A 17,385-nucleotide genomic window follows, 5' to 3' on the forward strand; every position below is an offset into this window, starting at 1 on the left:
AGAGTCCACGATGAGAGACGCACCATGGAAGAGTTCGGGAGCACAACCCACCCGAACAACCGGGCGCACCAGGGAGGAAAAACGTGTCAATCTACGATATCCGACGCATGCAAATGCTCCTCGAAATCCAAGAACGCGGCACCGTCATCGCCGCAGCCGAAGCACTCAGCCTCACCCCCTCCGCCGTCTCCCAGCAAATCGCCACCCTCGAAAAAGAAACCGGCACCCCGCTGCTGCAGCGCATCGGCAGGCGCGTACAGCTCACCAGCGCCGGACTCATCATCGTCGACAGCGCCCGCAGCATCCTGCGCGAACTCGACCGCATGCAAACCTCCGTCGCCAACCTCACCGGCGAACCGGCTGGCATGGTACGCCTCGCCATCTTCCAGTCCGCCGCCTTCGCACTGCTACCGGAAACCCTCAGCTACCTTGCCGAACACGCACCCGCACTCACCCTGCAGGTGTTGCAAATCGACCCCGAAACCGGCACCTCCCTAACCCGAAGCCGCGAATACGACATGGTGCTCTCCGAAGCTTACCCGCACCACCACATCCCCGAATACCCCGAACTACACTCCGAACTGCTCACCGAAGACCCACTCAGTCTCATCGTGCCCAGTACCTCCACCATCACCTCAATCGAGGAAGCGCACGCACTGCCCTGGGTTCTCGAAATGGAACAGAACACCTCCCGCAGCTGGGCGCTCAACCAGTGCCGCACCGCAGGATTCGAGCCGGTCATCCGCTACAGCGCCAATGACATGATTACGAACTCCAACCTCGTCAAAGCAGGATTCGCCGTCACCATCGTGCCCGGATTCATCCTCTCCTCCCTCTCCACCACCGAGGGGCTACGCATCGTAGAGCTACCCGGCAAGCCCTGCCGCAAAATCTTTACCGCCGTACGCCGAGAGTCCGCCGCCAACCCCGCCATCGCCATGGTGCGCGAAGCACTGCACCACGCGGTCAAGGTAGCATTCGGCGAACACGAAAAGACCGAAACCGTATAGGAAAAATCAGCCGCCACCCATGCCGGCGCGCTAGACGACACAAAGGTCGGGGCCGTTCCCACGAACGACCCCGACCTTTCACCATGCCTTTTTGAACAGGCGCCTATATATAGAGGTATAAAAGCACACAACAGCGGAGCTACTCCCCCGCCGTGCCGTGCCCCTCCTTCGTAGGAGCCATAGGAGCCAGCTTAACTGCTAGTTCAGCGAAGCCACCACAGCCGGGCTCTGCACCTCGTAGAACGAAGAGGACAAACCGGCTGCCGTCATATCCAGCACAGCGCTCACATGAACCTGCTTCAACGCAGAACCGGCAACACCCGAAGCCACCTGATAATTCAGCTGAACATCCAGGCGATGACCGCAAGGAATAGCGGTACGCAACTCCAGAACATTCTCGCTACCGGCACCAGCCTGACCGGTCTGCTCGCTACGGCGCACCGCATCAAGATTCAGAGCATCCACAGGAGCCACCAAAGCCGAAGCGCCCAGGATACCCGAAGGCAACACCGCCTGACCCGAGGTAACACGAAGAGTCACCGCGGGATTCAACAACAAACCGGTCTTCGGATCCTGCGCGCGAGCGCGCACCATCAGGCGAGTACCCACCGGCAGCGTCGAATTACCCTCGTTAATAATGCTCAGGCGAGTCGGCAAATTCCGGAAAGCAACAGTACGCGCCGGCTGACTCTGCATAGACACAGCCTGCACACCAGACGTTGCCTTCAACTCCAGGCGGATGCACGACTCGTTATAGCGCATCGGCACCTGCATCAGCGCAGAACTCGCCGCGCCACCGTGCTGTCCACCGCCGCCGCGCTGCCCGCCACGCTGTCCACCAGGACGCTGGGTCACCGGGCTCACGCGAGCGCGCTTACCGCCCGAACGAGTTGCCGCCTCCGCAGCACTCACGCCGCCAGCCACGAGGGCAGCCGAAGCGCCCGCAACCTTCAACGCGGTACGGCGAGAAGCGTTCATCAGATTATTCTTAGTCATTTTCTACTCCCCTAAGCCTTCGCGATACGGTACACGCCGCTAATCGTGCCCTGCCACCAGGTGCCGTAACGGTCAATCGTGCCCACCATCTGCAGGGTGTCACCACCGCCAAGCAGCAGGCTCACGTGCTGAGGCAGGCGCTGCTCGTGCATCGTCTTACCGGTTTCCATGTCCAGCGCGACAGCCCACGCGTAGGCGCCATTCGCCAAACCAGCCGGACCGCGGCGACGCTCACAGGTGTAAATCAGCCCGTCGGCGGCGGAATAGCGAGGAACAGCCGAAGAGTACACATCCTTACGATCCCAAATCTTACGCAGACCGCGGTCGGTAATATCCCAACGCTCCATACCGGGAGCAAAAAGCGCGTTCGCAGGCACCGACGGACCGGCGCCCTCCGGGTACTTCGGGTAGGGGTAGCCGTAGGTGCTTGCACCGACCATCGTGTTACCCACACCGATCATGGAGTTCTCAGTGCCAGAGGTACCGGCAGTAAACAGGCCGGCGCTACCGACCTTCGCGCCATTATTGGTGCGGTACACAATGACCGACTCCTGAATATCAGAGTTATCGGTCAGCATCACGTAATCGGAGCCGTTCGGACCAAAGAACGTCGGGGAGGCACCGGAGCCCCACGCGAGCTTACCCGGCTTGCGGGCGCTACCGCGGTCATAGGCATGCCACCATTTGAGGACGGGGGCACCGGTTGCGGTAGCGTTCAGCATATAAATCGCGTGGGAGGTCACCACGCTCACACCCTGCGGGCACGCCGAAATCGAGTTATCGATACGCTCACCAGCAATCGACGCCTTATTCAGACGCATAGAACGAATCGTGCCGCGGGCAGAGTCAATCACCGCAATGTAACCGTTCTTCGTGGCAACCCAAATGCGACCGGACCAGTCGGGCACCAGGCCAACCACAGCGTCATTGGCGCTCTGGGCGAGCATGCGGCTCAGGTCAATACGCTCATCAACTCGGATGCTGCGTCCGTCAGCAGAGTGGGAGAGGCGCAGCAGGCACTGAGAGCCATCCACCAGAACCATGCGGTCCTGCGCGTCAAGGTAGGCATACACACCACCGAGCAGCGCGCCCTTCGGGATGTCCAAGTGGGAGAGCTCGCGGCCGGTATGCGGGTCAAGGATAGAGAGCTTCGGGGTGATGAACTCGCCGTGGGCGAAGACCTGGGTGCAGAGCACCTGAATGAAGCCGTCGCGTCCGGCAAGGATTGTCGGGCAGGCGCCGCCGAGCTTCGTGCCGGTAATCTTCCAATTGCCTGCGCCGGGACCGGCAAGAGGAGTAGCATCGGAAGACTGGGCATCACCGTGCATGGTGGTAATGCCGGGTGCGCCCAGGTGCGGATTCACCTGGGCGTTATAGGTGGGGGTCATGGTTGGTTCTTTCTAACGGTGAGTGGCGCACACCTTCAATGGAGTGCACAAATATGCGCTTTCACATGCGCAAACGTTTCACATTGTAGGGTCAGAAAGCAGTTTTTGACGACACTAAAGGGCACCTTGAAACATTGTTCAGGCGGCGCTTGAGAGCTTCACCAGGAAACCCCTCAGCACTACCCTTTCAGATCAAGGTGCCCCTTTAACCCATCACCACGGACCTTCATACTCACGGGCCCTCATGCCCGCGGCGATTATTTTTAGCTATTTCTCCATGAGCGCCTTTGCCAGGGCATCATCAAGAACCAAGTCAGTAATCGCACCCGTACGCAACGCGCCGCGCAAAGCACGCACACGGTGAGTACCGGACGCAACGCAAATACGGCGCGGAATACGAGCCAGCTCCTTCGGAGTCGGACCGGACGCACGCTTATTCAACTCAAGATCAGCCCACGAGCCGTCCTCACGCAGAAGAATCGTGCACATATCCCCCACAACGCCCAGCTCACGCAGCTGACGCTGCTCCTGCACCTCAAAATAGCCGCCCGAATACACGTGAGAAGGAATAGGTCCACCAAAAGCACCCACGCCAAAAATAGCGAGGTCAACATTCTGCTGGGCATGCAGATTCTTCTGCACGCTACGCTCACGCCACATGGCAGTCTTCGTGTCCGCATAGTCAAAGAACGCGGGAACCGGGAAGTGAATCGCCTGCGCATCATAGGCATTCACCAGCTGCCCCAGCAGAGAGCCCAGGTACGGAATACCCGAATGGTGCGCATTACCGGCACCATTCATCTGCACGACAGTCACACCCTTCAGAGGGCGGCGCGGCAGATGACGAGAAATCTCAGTCATGGTTGAACCCCACGCCACACCCAGGCTTGTTCCATTGTCAATCAGGGAATCAAGTAGCGCCGCCGCGGTGCGAGACACCTGGCTCATGCGGGCGATGGGGGTGGCGTCCGAACGGACATTCACGAGGGTAACGCGCACCTTATAGCGCTCACCGATGCGGCGCTCAAGCTCGCTACGGGCGCGGAAGGAATCATCTAGACGGATCTGCACCATGCCGCTTTCACGAGCACTTTTAAGGAGGCGCGATACAGTGGCGCGGGAGACTCCCAGACGAGCCGCGATAGCATCCATCGTCATGTTGTGGATGTAGTACAGCTGCGCTGCCTCATAGGTATGGTTAGCGCGTTCGTTCATCTGCCACAGACCCCCAGTGAAAATCCGTTCATACTGCTTGGTTATTATTTCACCATTGGGTTTTACTAAATGCAAGATGAAACCCCCACGCCGCACAAGCGGCAATACAGGAAAGAGCAGTACATGAGCTCCCAGCACATTGCACAGCAGTCTCAGCTGACCGCCGAGTCCCGCGCCAAGGCGCTCAAGAGCATGGTCAACGAAGAACTCGACATCTTGGTCGTCGGCGGCGGCATCACCGGTGCAGGCATTGCCCTCGACGCAGCAACCCGCGGTCTGCGCACCGGTATCGTCGAAGCAGGCGACTGGGCTGCAGGCACCAGCGCATGGTCCTCCAAGCTCGTTCACGGCGGCCTGCGCTACCTCTACAACCTCGACTTCAAGCTCGTGACCGAAGCACTGACCGAGCGCGGCCTGCTGCTGAACAAGATCGCACCCCATCTGGTGCACGCACAGCCCTTCCTGTGGCCCCTGAAGATGCCCGTCATCGAGCGCGCATACTCCGCAATCGGCATCGGCATGTACGACACCCTCGCATTCCTCGGTTCCCGCGGCAACAAGGGCGTCCCCTCCCAGCGTCACTTCACCAAGACCGGCACCAAGACCGTCTTCCCCGACATCAAGGACTCCGCATTCAGCGGCGCAATCCAGTTCTACGATGCACGCGTTGACGACGCACGCCTCGTCATCGACGTCGTCCGCACCGCTGCAGGCTACGGCGCACTGGCTGCATCCCGCACCCAGGTTGTCGGCTTCACCAAGGATGCATCCGGCCGCGTCATCGGCGCAGAGCTGGCAGACTTGGAGACCGGCGAGCGCCTGAACGTACGCGCAAAGCACATCATCAACGCAACCGGTGTGTGGACCGAAGAGTCCGAGTCCCTGGCTAACCCCGATGCAGGCCTGGAGGTTCTCGCATCCAAGGGTATCCACATCGTGGTTCCCCGCGACCGTATCAACGCAACCAGCGGTATCTTCACCAAGACCGAGAAGTCTGTTCTCTTCATCATCCCCTGGCAGCGTTACTGGATCATCGGCACCACCGACACCCCCTACACCGAGGACCGCGAGCGCCCCGTCGCAACCAGCAAGGACATCGACTACGTCCTGATGCAGGCGAACAAGCTGATTGCTAACCCGCTGACACGCGAGGACATCATCGGCACCTACACCGGTCTGCGCCCGCTGCTGCAGCCCAAGGTCAAGGACGGTGCAGCATCCACCAAGGTTTCCCGCGAGCACACCGTGACCGAGGTTGCACCCGGCATGAGCGCAATCGCAGGCGGCAAGCTCACCACCTACCGTGTCATGGCTGCCGACGCTGTCGACTTTGCACTGGGCGAGAAGGCCAAGCAGAACCCCTCCGTGACCGCAACCATCGGCCTGGTTGGTGCTGACGGCTACCACGCAATCGCCGCTAACCGCGCACGCTACGCAGAGCGTTACGGCTGGGATGAGGACCGCATCACCCACCTGCTCGAGCGTTACGGCGCACAGATTGAGGACCTCGGCGCCCTCATCGACGCTGACCCCTCCCTCGGTGCTCCCCTGGCTAAGGCACCCCAGTTCCTGCGTGCAGACGTCGTCTTCGCTGTCCGCTACGAAGGCGCCCTGCACCTGGAGGACGTGCTGGTCCGCCGCGTACGCCTCGACCTCGAGCAGCGCGACCGCGGCCTGGCAGCAGCAGAGGAAATCCTCGACATCATGCGTTCCGAGCTCGGCTGGGACGACAAGAAGGTCAAGGAAGAACTCGACCTCTACGCAGCACGCGTTGCAGCAATCCGCGAGGCAGAGTCCACCTCCACCGACGCTGAAGCATCGGCAAAGATTGAGGCTGTCACCCCCGTGGCACCTCGTGTGAAGCTCTAATCCTTAAAGATTCCACGCACCTTTCGTAACCGATTATTTGGTACGAACCGACCGTTCACCCCTCACCGAGCATGGGTTATCTCATATTTTCGGTGAGGGGTGGACGAGAGGTTAAATAACCGTTTACGATAATCCCCTGCATAAGAAGCAGCGAGCTAAATACAGGGTTAACCCACTGGTACGATCTGCTTCTCATCCAAAAACATTTATCAATTTTTCGTAGCAATCCGCTACACATTTCAGCACAGCGTTGTGCCCCGATCCGCCCGTGCGGTGAGGACGCACGGGAACACGCAAGCAAAGGTTCGCTTGCCTTCCAGACGCTTCGTCTTCAAGGAGCATCAATGTCTCTTCTTGCTTCCGCAGGAACTGTACTTGCAGCCGGCTCTTCCGCTCTCGTGGATGCATCCGGCGCCCCCACCACCCTCGGAATCTTCGCTTCCGAGTTCTTCGGTACCTTCATCCTGATTCTGCTCGGTGCCGGCGTATGCGCCGCAGTGACCCTCAAGAAGTCCTACGCTAAGGACGCAGGCTGGGGTGTTATCACCTTCGGATGGGGTCTGGCAGTGTTCACCGCCGTGTACCTCTCCTTCCATTCCGGTGCACACCTGAACCCCGCAGTGACCGTCGGCCTGGCAACCGCAGGCCGCGACCTGGCAACCGGTGTTCCCGCAACCGCAGGCAACATCGCCCTGTACATCATCGCTCAGATGCTCGGCGCAATGGCCGGCGCAACCGGAGCGTACCTCACCTACAAGAAGCACTTCGATGAGGACCCGGGCGACCGCCTCGGCATCTTCGCAACCGGCCCCGCCATCAAGTCCTACGGCTGGAACTTGCTCACCGAGATTATCGGCACCTTCGTCCTGATTGGCTGGATCATCGCATCCGGTAAGACCCCCGCCCAGACTGGCCCCTTGGCTGTTGCCCTGGTCGTTGTATCCATCAGTATGAGCCTCGGTGGCGCAACCGGTTCCGCTATCAACCCCGCACGTGACCTCGGCCCCCGTATCGCCTACACCTTCCTGCCCATCCCCGGTAAGACCGGTTCCAACTGGTCTTACGCATGGGTTCCGGTTGTTGGCCCAATCATCGGCGCTATCCTCGCAGGCCTGATCGTTCCGGCAGTTCTGCCCCTCTAAACCTCTCTAATACCCCCGTTCTTTTGTTCTAAGGAAAAATCAATGACGACTTCTCTGCACTCCGCAACCCTCAACGTCGAACGCAAGTACATCCTCTCCATCGACCAGGGCACCACCAGCTCCCGCGCGATCCTGTTCAACAAGGCGGGCGAGAACGTGGCTCAGGGCCAGCTCGAGCACGAGCAGATCTTCCCCAAGGCCGGCTGGGTCGAGCACAACGCAACCGAAATTTGGCAGAACGTCCGTAAGGTCGTAGCAATGGCTATGGCAAACGGCGAAGTCAACCACCACGAAATCGCTGCAGTCGGCATCACCAACCAGCGCGAAACCACCGTCGTGTGGGACAAGAACACCGGTGAGCCCGTCTACAACGCAATCGTCTGGCAGGACACCCGCACCCAGGAAATCGTTGAAGAGCTCGCAGGCGAAGAGGGCGTTGGCAAGTACCACGACATCGTCGGCCTGAACCTCTCTACCTACTTCTCCGGCCCCAAGATCAAGTGGATCCTGGACAACGTTGAAGGCGCACGCGAGCGCGCAGAACGCGGCGACCTGCTCTTCGGCAACACCGACACCTGGCTGGTCTGGAACCTGACCGGTGGTGTTGACGGCGGCGTGCACGTCACCGACGTAACCAACGCATCCCGCACCCTGCTGATGGACATCCGCACCCTCGAATGGGATCCGCAGATTGCTGCAGATATGGGTATCCCCATGAGCATGCTGCCCGAGATCAAGTCCTCCTCCGAGGTGTACGGCTTCGGTCGCGCAACCGGTCTGCTCAGCGGCACCCCCATCGCGGGTATCCTCGGCGACCAGCAGGCTGCAACCTTCGGTCAGGCTTGCTTCGAGAAGGGCATGGCGAAGAACACCTACGGTACCGGTAACTTCATGCTCATGAACACCGGCAACGAGCCCGTCTTCTCCAACAATGGTCTGCTGACCACCGTCGCATACAAGATTGGCGATGCAGCACCCGTCTACGCTCTGGAAGGCTCGGTCGCAATGAGCGGCTCCCTGATCCAGTGGCTGCGCGACAACCTGCGCATGATTGAGCACGCTGCAGAGTCTGAGGAACTGGCCACCTCCGTCAAGGACTCCGGCGGCTGCTACGTTGTTCCCGCATTCTCCGGCCTGTTCGCACCTCACTGGCGTTCCGACGCTCGCGGCGTCATCGTTGGTCTGACCCGCTACGTGAACCGTGCACACATCGTGCGTGCGGCGCTGGAAGCAACCGCATTCCAGACCCGCGAGGTTCTGGACGCAATGAACGCTGACTCCGGTGTTGAGCTCTCCGAGTTGCGCGTGGACGGCGGCATGACCGCTAACGAGTTCCTCATGCAGTTCCAGGCTGACATCCTCGGCGTTCCCGTAATCCGCCCGAAGGTTGTTGAGACCACCGCTCTGGGCGCAGCATACGCTGCAGGTATCGCTGTTGGTTTCTGGACCGGCGAGCAGGACGTTGTGGACAACTGGGCTGAGGACAAGCGCTGGCTGCCCTCCATGGAGCCCGCAGAGGTTGACCGCCAGTACCGCCTGTGGAAGAAGGCTGTCTCCCGCACCCTCGAGTGGGTTGACGAGGACGTTCCGACCGCCTAATCACAGCACCCGTTGCCTAACGACACAGCCCGCGTACTAACGAAGCTCCGGCTACTTCTCCCCCGCTATGGGGTTGAAGCAGCCGGGGCTTTTCGCTGTTTTATGACGCTCAATTCAACGTTTATTGCGGCATAATTTCTACAAAAATTAGCGCTGGGGTACCGTTGGTTTTTGTAAATTCGGTATCTTCCGCCGATCACCTGGCGCGGTGTTGTTCGTGAGGTGTCAATACCGCACAGGACGCGTACGCGACATATTCATGCGCTGTCCTGACAGGAGCCGACGGTTCGCGCTGATACTTTATTTACGTTCCCGTCCGCCACGGTGCTTCACGTACCGCGGCGGACGGACTTTTTATAAGGGGGTTAAACAGTTTGTGCCTGACCACGAAGAGTCAGGCACAAACTGTTGAACCACCAAAAGACTACATGCCGGAGGGGTTATTCGGCACAGGGTTATTCGGCACGGTAGGAAGCGGGATGGTGCGGTCATCCTCACCTATACCCCCGGTACCGTTTTCAGCCGCATCCTGAGGGCGGTTAGTAGCCGCTCCAGTAGAGGCGGCAGGCTGACGATTCGGCATATCCCTCGCCACGATCACGCGAGCGGGGCGCAAAGTCCGGTCACCCAGAATATACCCTTCCCGCTCCACCGATACCACAGTACCGGCAGGGTAATCGGGTGCAGAAGGAACCACACCCGAAACCTCGTGGATCGCCGGGTTGAACTTACCCACCGCGTCGATGCGCTGCAATCCGCGGATCTCAAAAATACTGACGATCTCATCGGCAACAGACTCGCTCAGCGATGCGCTCGCCTCCTGATTCAGCAGACGGTCCAGGGCGTTGAGCACATCGCGGAAGAGGGAACGGTACGCCTCTCCGGATGCTCGTTCGTCACGCTCCTGCAGGCTAGCCTGCACGGAACGAATAAGCTGGTTCTTAGCGCCGTCCTCGGCGATACGCTGCGCAAAACGTTGGTTGAGCTCGGTGAGCTGCTCCAGGACGCGCACCTCAAAGTCCGGAGACAGCAGGGGTTGTGAAACCGGGGCGCTCGCCTGCGTGGCGGGCACCTCCTCCCCCGTCTCCGCAGGATGCTGGCCCGCTAGGCGCAGGGGGGGCTCAGTCTCGGTTGAGGCGGATGCTCCCGGCCCAGCGTGCGGGGGGACGTGCGAGATATCCGTCTCGTGGCGAGACATCCGGTGCATCTTCTCGAGGGCTTCCTTGAGAACTTCTTCGTACTCTCGCTCCGAACTCAAAGATTTGGGTTCGGGTATTGCAGTACCTTCAGTCTCAAAGGCAGACATACATACCTCCTTAAAATTATTTTACACAAAACACTATTTTTAATTATATTAACAATCAGCTTCTATATCACCCCCAATCCACCACTTACCCTTACCCAGAGTCTCAAGTATTTCAACCAGTACAATAAAATCTAAAATTCATAACCACGAAACACTCCGCAGATTGATAGACAGACTCGAAGAATATAGATTGAAACACATTTACTTATGTCTTAAATTATTTGCAACTAATTCGATTGCAAGGTAGCCTCTATGCATTCTTAAACAATTAACAATTATTTTCCAAACTCTTTCTGTGCAATCTTCCAGCTGGGCGGGAAACATGCATAAAAACTCAAAACCGGGGATCCCACCAATGTTGCCAACATCAAGAATAGCTCTGCAAATAAACGCACAACCATATTTTGACTATGGGATGGAATATTCAATACAGACCCAAGTACCGTTCCAATAACAATTGCGGCAACAATCATTAAAATAATAAAACGCACAATTTTTCCCCAGCTAACAGGCCGACTACATGCCATACGCACCCTATATTCATTAGCGCGATATATTTTCATTAAATCATCCGGCAACAAGTAAGCATCAGAGATCTTAGACAAGCTCTCCCGAATTGCCTTAACCTGCTGCTTAGAATCAATATAGGATGCACCTTTATACACAAACCCATATTGGCTAGCTTCCTTCAACCGTAGCTCGGCCTGGAGACGTCGAATTTTAGGCTTATTTGGATAAGCTGCCACCGCATTATCTACATCCCGCAGAGCCTCAGCTCGTTGTCCTGCATCCCACCGCGATTCGATAAAAGCCACAATATAGTCCAGGTTATTTGGCTTAAGAGCCATCAGCTGTTGAGCAGTTTCCATAGCTTGCAAATTATCTTGCGAGCCACACGCCAGGGCATACTCTATGAGCAGTACTCGTTCTTCATCAGTAGGTCCATAACGACGAGCTTGAGAAATAGCATGCATCGCTTCACGACGCCGATTGCGATCCCAATCACCCCATAGATATGCGGCAGCCAGCATTTCCCAGGCTTCACTATCATCTTGCTTAAGCCGAGTCATCGACTGCGCAAACTTTGACAGGGAGTTCCAGTTCTTCTGCTCCCAGGCGTAACGCATGTCGATTCGTAGTCCTTCTATGCGAGACTTCGAATCCTTTTCGCTTCCGGAATTCCCGGTAAATGCGCTCGTACTTTGCCCTTGGGCAAGGTCTCGATCATACCCAATTCGAGCAGACGCGTTCAGCAGAGTCTTCTCTACGCGTTCTAGAAGATCCAGCCTATCTTCACCAGCACGAGCTTTAACTCGGTCCGGGTGCGAAGTCAGTCTTCGGAATCGTGTTCGCATTGCGCTCAGCGCCTGTCGAATCTCTTCCATACTTGCTGTTGGGTCTACACCAAGCAATTCGTAATAATTCTGAGTATCCATAGTGCCTGTCTGCCGTATCGATCAGTAATGGAGGGGAAATAGCCCTATGGAGGCCCTTGAAGGGCCTCCATAGGGCTTCCAGAGGCTAGTTCACCTCCATGCCGCCAATCTTGCGCTGGGCCTCCTCAACCTCTTCGGGTCGCAGGTTAGCGACACGCTCGATGTTGAAGGAGCCGAGGGACGCGTTAGCGGTCAGGTCAATCACCTCAACGCGGACGGTCTGGTCCACGTCGTAGGCGTAAATCACCTTCAGGGGTGCGCCCTTCGGGTACGCGGGCAGGGAGAGCTCACCGGTGCCCACGACAGTCACCAGCTCGGGGTCGCGATCCTCGCCCTGGGTGACCTGAATGTCCAGCGCGTTCTGGCCGTCCAGCAGGGTACGGGTATTCTGCTCGTGGGTGCAAGGCACCTTAGTGTTACGCGGAATCACCACGTGGTTGAAGGTGGCACCCTCGGCGTCGTAAAGGATAATGCCCAGAGCCTGGCTCGTCACGTCGCTAATCTGCACGCTACCGCCTAGGAAGCCTTCAATCGTAGCCTTCGAACCGACCTGCTCGGTACTGACCTCGACGTCACCGGCCAAGGTTGCCTGGACGGCTGCGCCGAGGGCCACAGCCTCGTCGGGATTGATATCGAGCTCGGGAGACTTACCGGAGATACGCTCCACCAGAGCGCGGACCGCGGGCATACGGGTCGAACCACCCACCAGCAGTACCTTGTCAATATCAGCCCAAGTGAGCTCGGCAGCTTTCAGGACGTCCGCAATCACCTCTTCGGTGCGGTTCAGGAGGCTGAGGGTGCACTCTTCGAACTCCTCGCGGGTCAGCGGCACACGGTAGTGATGGCCCTCCGCGGAGAACTGTACGTTCGTCTTCGGGACGGTGGACAGCGCCTTCTTCGCATACTCAGCCTTCTCACGTAGCGCGGCGGTCAGGGAGGAATCATCCAGGCAATCCGGTGCGCCCTCCTCCACGAGGCGGCTGTTTAGGTATTCCATCAGTGCGTTATCAAAGTCAAAGCCGCCCAGATTACGATCACCGTCGGTCGCCAGTACCTCGAAGGAGGTGCCGTCAATCTTAAGAATGGTGACGTCAAAGGTACCACCGCCGAGGTCATACACCAGCACGGTTCCGTTGGCATCAGCCTCCACACCGTAGGAGAGAGCCGCCGCGGTCGGTTCGTTCAGCACGCGCAGAACGTTCAAGCCCGCAATCTGGCCGGCATGGGCGGTCGCGGTGCGGCGTGCATCGTCGAAGTAGGCGGGCACGGTAATGACAGCATCGGTCACTTCCTCGCCCAAGGCCAGCTCTGCGTCCTCTTTAAGACGCTTCAGAATGATAGCGGACACCTCTTCCGCGCTGTACTGCGTGCCGGAGGATGCATCAAAACGCCAGGTCGGGTCGCCGATAAAGCGCTTGACATACTGGACAACGTCCTCGGGGAACGCCGCTGCCTGTCGCTTTGCCTGCTCGCCCACCAGGGGCTCATCCGCACCTCCGAAAGACTGGAATAGCACCACAGAGGGAGTTATGGTGTCACCTTCCTTGTTGCGCAGAACCTCGGGAACGCCCGTCGGGCGGACCACCGAAACCGCCGAGTTGGTAGTTCCCAGGTCAATACCAATTGCAATACCCATGAATTGTGTCTCTTTCTGTTCGTATGTTTGCTGTGCTTGTGACCGCACCTGTGCGTTATATCCGATGGCTCACGGACTGCCTGTCAATCTGCAGGTAACCCAATAGAGAGGCACCCTACATGAACTATGCCAGCGGTTTAACCCGTTTGATTCCGTACCACCAAGGTAGAGAAGGTGCTAGAACTGAATTCTTCTTCGCACGTTTTATAAAGGCCCGATCTTCAGTCCATTGGGCGGGAAAAGCTATCGCTATAAACACGTACGGGAAAAGAACCACTTGAACAAGATCCTTAAGCCATACAGATGCTGCGCGGTCTGCAGGAATCCTGCTCAGGCCCAATAATTCCATCAGCTGAGGAAGGAAAAGGTAATTAGCGAGAAAAATAGTTAGAACAATACCAACCCAATTAAGACGTTTCTGACGTTTACGCGCACGTGTTAAAGCGTCTTGGATTTCTCGTGTAGCCTGATCGATCTCTGTGAATCCCAGTAGAGGTAGACGCTTTAGCTGTGCTAGCCGCAACTGGACGATCCGGATTTGAGCCGAACTCGCCAAGGTCCCCAACGGCGAGCGCTGTGCACCGTATGGGTTAGGACCTGCAAACCCTGCGTAGGTGCAACGGTACATATCATATATAAGTGCCCACGCGTATGCCTGAATAATCGCTGCGTCACGCCGACCTGCTCGATACTCTTCACCAGCAGCACGTATTGCATCCTGTGTATGTCCGGCACCCGCTTGTCGAAGGATTTCTTCGGCTGATTCAAGCTGTTGCTGATTTGCATCACGAGCTTCAAGCACAGGAAGAATACGGTATGGCGCTCTAGACGGATCCTGCAGAGCTACTGAAGTAGTTATTTGCCTCGGTTTCTTCTGCTTCTTTACAGTTTTCGGCTTAGACTTCTTCGTATCCTGCGACGGTTCAGGTTGCTTTATAACCTGGGTAGGGGTTTGAGTAGGATCGGAAGAAGTCTGATTCTGCAGACGTTGTAATTCTTGTTCGTGTTCGAGCTCCTTACGCCGGATCTCCTGTTGCAGACGTTCCATCTCACGTTGCATCTGCGCGTTTTGTTGCTGCGCTTGAAGAGTCTGCTGGCGCAATTCTTCGTGTTGTTGCAAAGGAACGCCTTGATCGGTGCCGTGTTCTTCCCGGTCTGCATCTTTGAGGAATGCCTGAAGATCCGCATCGTAGGTTACACGGGTCTGCGGATTCAGCAGGAGTTTCTCAGCCTCAGCAAGCTGCTGCATCAGTCGCTCACCCTTGTGGCGCTTCTCCGCATTCGGGTGACTGGAAAGCGCCCGCGTAGTACGACGCTTTTGAGTGATAGCCAAACGCACCTGTTCTTCAGTTGCGGTCGGTTCAATCTCCAGGATTTCGTAGTAATTCTGCATGACGACAGCTAGTCCTCATCGCTTTCTCGTCGGTCTTGTTAACTATTCAGCGGGGTCAGGAAGGGTGGTTTGCTCTATTCGCAACCCACCCCTCAAGAGCAACCGCTACATTAAAATCAAATGGCTACATAATAGTCATGCCGCCGATACGTTTCTTTGCCTCTTCGACCTGTGATTTCTTCAGATTTGACACACGCTCAATCTCAAAGGTTCCCAGCTGAAGGCCCGTCGTCCTATCGGTAACTTCTACATGAACGATCTGTTCCAAATCATAACTATATGTAACGTCAAATGGGGCCCCCTTCGGGTAAATGGGTAGGTCTAAGGTTGATTCGCCGACAACGACAACAAACTCGGGGTCCCTATCGTCTCCCTGCGTTACGCAATATCTCATTCTCTCTTGGCATTCATAACGAGTTACTACTCCTCGTGTATTCTTAGCAGGTAGAGGCGTATTACGAGGAATAATAATCATGTTATATTCCTCGTCTGTGTCTCTCCTATGTACCAGGACTCCCATTCCTTGGCTAGTCACATCCTGCACGTGCACCGGGGCACCGATAAACCCCTCCACAGCAGATCGTCCTCCCAGGTACCCGACGGTTTCCTGGTCTTCGGGGGTGAGAAGAGCTGCCTGTACCGCTGCGCCGAGGGCCACAGCCTCATCCGGGTTAATACTCGTGTCCGGTTCCTTACCATTCAACGCCTTCAACATCCCGCGTACAGCCGGCACTCGAGTGGAACCACCTACCAAAAGCACACGAGAGATATCAGCCCAACCCAGCTGTGCTGATTCCAAAGTGTCAATTACCAAATCACGGGTACGATTGAGAAGACGCTCAATTCGTTGTTCAAACTCCGAACGCTCAATGATAACTCGGTATGACGCACCACCAACCGTAATCAGAGCTCCGGCTGTAGCCGCGGTCGACAAAGCCTTCTTGATCTGTTCAGCCTGCTCGCGCACCACGTTAAGAGTGTCCAGATCGTCAAGGCAGCTCGGGCCACCCTGAGCACGAATCCGCTCATCTATCATGAGTTGCAATTCGCTATCGAAGTCGTAGCCACCCAGACGTCGGTCACCGTCAGTTGCCAAAACAGTGAAATCGCCACCTGACACCTTTAGGATGGTTACGTCGAAGGTACCTCCACCCAGGTCATACACCAGCACGGTTTCGTTGGTATTGCCTTGCGTTGAAACGCCATAGGCTAGTGCAGCAGCGGTGGGCTCATTCAGCACGCTCAACACGTTGAGTCCCGCAATCTCACCAGCGTGGCGGGTCGCCAGACGGCGGGAGTCGTCAAAGTACGCAGGAACGGTAATCACTGCGTCAGTAACGGGAACACCCATCTGGAGTTCAACGTCTTCTTTCAGACGGCGTAGAATAATTGCCGAGATTTCCTCTGAGGTATATCTAGCGCCCGAAGCAGAGTCAAATCGCCAAGTAGGGTCGCCCATGTACCTCTTGACGTGTTGGGCAACGTCCGAACCAACACGGCTAGCATGCTGCTTCGCTTGGGTGCCCACCAGGGGCTCGTCACCTGCGCCGTAGTCTTGCAGAAGAACCACGGAGGGAGTAGTGTTCCCACCATCTCGATTACGCAAAATTCGTGGCACACCGGTGGGATCCACCACGGCAGTAGCCGAGTTGGTTGTTCCCAGGTCAATTCCGATGGCGATTCCCATCGTCTTCCTCCATATTGTGTGAGTGATTATTCTTGGGTTCTGTATCCCGAGTTGATTCCAGTAGCAACTTAAAAAGTAGTATATGACTCTCGGCTCATGAATGCGCCGTGACCGGTCGTGTGATCCCAACAGGTCACGCCTTTTTCCGTCGCACCGCAAACAATATTCCCGCTGTACACGCTCGTGTTGTAGAGCAATACAGCATCCGTCTGCGTGAAGGTTTCAGGGGTTTCGTGAGTCGTTAATCGAGCTTCTTCAGCACTAAAATCAATCCACCAGAGAGGTTCGCCGTTGGCTACTCCGTAGGGCTTATCGTCAAAATAGTTCACGATTCCGCAGCCGAACTTCCCCTCTATATTCTGACAAATAATATTGCCCGTTTGAGATCGGAAAATCGGCGCTGTACCGCCGTTGCGAGTCGGAGACGAGGCCAGCTCAATTGCGCCGGAGGGGATACGTTTCTCTCCAGCACCTGGATAAGCTCCAGATGGAATGCTCGCTTGCTTCGGACCACTCGAAGGGGTAGAAGTGGAAGCTGAAGGAGAGCGAAAAATATTCTCTATAAAGCCACCCCCACTACCGTCGGCATGAGTGTAGCCCCAGATATTGCCGCACCCAGTGAGCAGGCAGACCAAGGTAACAGCTAAAGTTGCACTTAAACCGCGAGGTAGACGCCTCTGCACGTTGTCAACGCTCATCTTTCTTCCT

General features: G+C 56.9%; 13 protein-coding genes. 4 read left to right on the top strand and 9 right to left on the bottom strand.

What is annotated here, in order from left to right; all coding sequences use genetic code 11:
- Window positions 1-83 precede the first annotated feature (83 nt).
- Window positions 84-1,010: a LysR family transcriptional regulator gene (locus HMPREF2710_RS07650; protein ID WP_070543365.1), complete on the top strand. Its 927-nt coding sequence runs from the start codon at window positions 84-86 to the stop codon at window positions 1,008-1,010.
- A gap of 198 nt (window positions 1,011-1,208) precedes the next feature.
- On the opposite strand, the gene HMPREF2710_RS07655 is transcribed toward HMPREF2710_RS07650, so the two are convergent.
- From HMPREF2710_RS07655 to HMPREF2710_RS07665, 3 genes are all read right to left on the bottom strand, one after another.
- The gene (locus HMPREF2710_RS07655) at window positions 1,209-2,006 is read right to left on the bottom strand and encodes a transcriptional initiation protein Tat (RefSeq protein ID WP_070600433.1); all 798 of its coding nucleotides are present in this window, start codon (window positions 2,004-2,006) and stop codon (window positions 1,209-1,211) included.
- An 11-nt stretch (window positions 2,007-2,017) separates the two neighbouring features.
- Window positions 2,018-3,394, bottom strand: a complete 1,377-nt coding sequence (locus HMPREF2710_RS07660; RefSeq protein WP_070600434.1) for a 6-pyruvoyl tetrahydrobiopterin synthase — start codon at window positions 3,392-3,394, stop codon at window positions 2,018-2,020.
- 267 nt (window positions 3,395-3,661) lie between these two features.
- A complete protein-coding gene (locus HMPREF2710_RS07665) occupies window positions 3,662-4,609 on the bottom strand; it encodes a sugar-binding transcriptional regulator (protein ID WP_070600436.1) in 948 nt (315 codons plus the stop codon).
- 123 nt (window positions 4,610-4,732) lie between these two features.
- On the opposite strand from HMPREF2710_RS07665, the gene HMPREF2710_RS07670 reads away from it, so the two are divergent.
- The 3 genes from HMPREF2710_RS07670 to glpK all read left to right on the top strand — a co-directional run bounded on the left by HMPREF2710_RS07670 (window position 4,733) and on the right by glpK (window position 9,219).
- Entirely contained in the window at window positions 4,733-6,478 is a 1,746-nt protein-coding gene (locus HMPREF2710_RS07670; RefSeq protein WP_070600439.1) for a glycerol-3-phosphate dehydrogenase/oxidase, read from the top strand.
- A 344-nt stretch (window positions 6,479-6,822) separates the two neighbouring features.
- Window positions 6,823-7,620, top strand: coding sequence for an MIP/aquaporin family protein (locus HMPREF2710_RS07675; protein WP_049332597.1), 798 nt, complete (start codon window positions 6,823-6,825; stop codon window positions 7,618-7,620).
- Between the two features lie 42 nt (window positions 7,621-7,662).
- Window positions 7,663-9,219 (top strand): glycerol kinase GlpK, encoded by a 1,557-nt coding sequence (gene glpK / locus HMPREF2710_RS07680; protein WP_070600441.1) that lies wholly within the window; start codon window positions 7,663-7,665, stop codon window positions 9,217-9,219.
- 424 nt (window positions 9,220-9,643) lie between these two features.
- Here the strand turns inward: glpK and grpE are convergent, their stop codons facing one another.
- From grpE to HMPREF2710_RS09415, 6 genes are all read right to left on the bottom strand, one after another.
- On the bottom strand, window positions 9,644-10,525 hold the full coding sequence (grpE, locus tag HMPREF2710_RS07685) for a nucleotide exchange factor GrpE (RefSeq protein WP_070600443.1): 882 nt from the start codon (window positions 10,523-10,525) through the stop codon (window positions 9,644-9,646).
- A gap of 275 nt (window positions 10,526-10,800) precedes the next feature.
- Window positions 10,801-11,961, bottom strand: coding sequence for a J domain-containing protein (locus HMPREF2710_RS07690; RefSeq protein WP_141746617.1), 1,161 nt, complete (start codon window positions 11,959-11,961; stop codon window positions 10,801-10,803).
- 85 nt (window positions 11,962-12,046) lie between these two features.
- Entirely contained in the window at window positions 12,047-13,597 is a 1,551-nt protein-coding gene (locus tag HMPREF2710_RS07695) for an Hsp70 family protein (RefSeq protein ID WP_070600447.1), read from the bottom strand.
- Between the two features lie 124 nt (window positions 13,598-13,721).
- Window positions 13,722-14,990, bottom strand: a complete 1,269-nt coding sequence (locus HMPREF2710_RS09410; protein ID WP_141746619.1) for a J domain-containing protein — start codon at window positions 14,988-14,990, stop codon at window positions 13,722-13,724.
- 124 nt (window positions 14,991-15,114) lie between these two features.
- The gene (locus HMPREF2710_RS07705; RefSeq protein ID WP_070600451.1) at window positions 15,115-16,677 is read right to left on the bottom strand and encodes an Hsp70 family protein; all 1,563 of its coding nucleotides are present in this window, start codon (window positions 16,675-16,677) and stop codon (window positions 15,115-15,117) included.
- 68 nt (window positions 16,678-16,745) lie between these two features.
- Complete coding sequence (locus HMPREF2710_RS09415) at window positions 16,746-17,375, bottom strand: hypothetical protein (protein WP_141746621.1); 630 nt, start codon at window positions 17,373-17,375, stop codon at window positions 16,746-16,748.
- Window positions 17,376-17,385: the final 10 nt, after the last annotated feature.

Source organism: Rothia sp. HMSC069D01 (assembly GCF_001810135.1).
Taxonomy (GTDB): domain Bacteria; phylum Actinomycetota; class Actinomycetes; order Actinomycetales; family Micrococcaceae; genus Rothia.

What these genes read in the sequence shown, in the direction of transcription:
- HMPREF2710_RS07655 (WP_070600433.1), bottom strand. Translation starts at nt 2,006, where the DNA reads ATGACTAAGAATAATCTGATGAACGCTTCTCGCCGTACCGCGTTGAAG.
- HMPREF2710_RS07660 (WP_070600434.1), bottom strand. Translation starts at nt 3,394, where the DNA reads ATGACCCCCACCTATAACGCCCAGGTGAATCCGCACCTGGGCGCACCC.
- HMPREF2710_RS07665 (WP_070600436.1), bottom strand. Translation starts at nt 4,609, where the DNA reads ATGAACGAACGCGCTAACCATACCTATGAGGCAGCGCAGCTGTACTAC.
- HMPREF2710_RS07670 (WP_070600439.1), top strand. Translation starts at nt 4,733, where the DNA reads ATGAGCTCCCAGCACATTGCACAGCAGTCTCAGCTGACCGCCGAGTCC.
- HMPREF2710_RS07675 (WP_049332597.1), top strand. Translation starts at nt 6,823, where the DNA reads ATGTCTCTTCTTGCTTCCGCAGGAACTGTACTTGCAGCCGGCTCTTCC.
- glpK (WP_070600441.1), top strand. Translation starts at nt 7,663, where the DNA reads ATGACGACTTCTCTGCACTCCGCAACCCTCAACGTCGAACGCAAGTAC.
- grpE (WP_070600443.1), bottom strand. Translation starts at nt 10,525, where the DNA reads ATGTCTGCCTTTGAGACTGAAGGTACTGCAATACCCGAACCCAAATCT.
- HMPREF2710_RS07690 (WP_141746617.1), bottom strand. Translation starts at nt 11,961, where the DNA reads ATGGATACTCAGAATTATTACGAATTGCTTGGTGTAGACCCAACAGCA.
- HMPREF2710_RS07695 (WP_070600447.1), bottom strand. Translation starts at nt 13,597, where the DNA reads ATGGGTATTGCAATTGGTATTGACCTGGGAACTACCAACTCGGCGGTT.
- HMPREF2710_RS09410 (WP_141746619.1), bottom strand. Translation starts at nt 14,990, where the DNA reads ATGCAGAATTACTACGAAATCCTGGAGATTGAACCGACCGCAACTGAA.
- HMPREF2710_RS07705 (WP_070600451.1), bottom strand. Translation starts at nt 16,677, where the DNA reads ATGGGAATCGCCATCGGAATTGACCTGGGAACAACCAACTCGGCTACT.
- HMPREF2710_RS09415 (WP_141746621.1), bottom strand. Translation starts at nt 17,375, where the DNA reads ATGAGCGTTGACAACGTGCAGAGGCGTCTACCTCGCGGTTTAAGTGCA.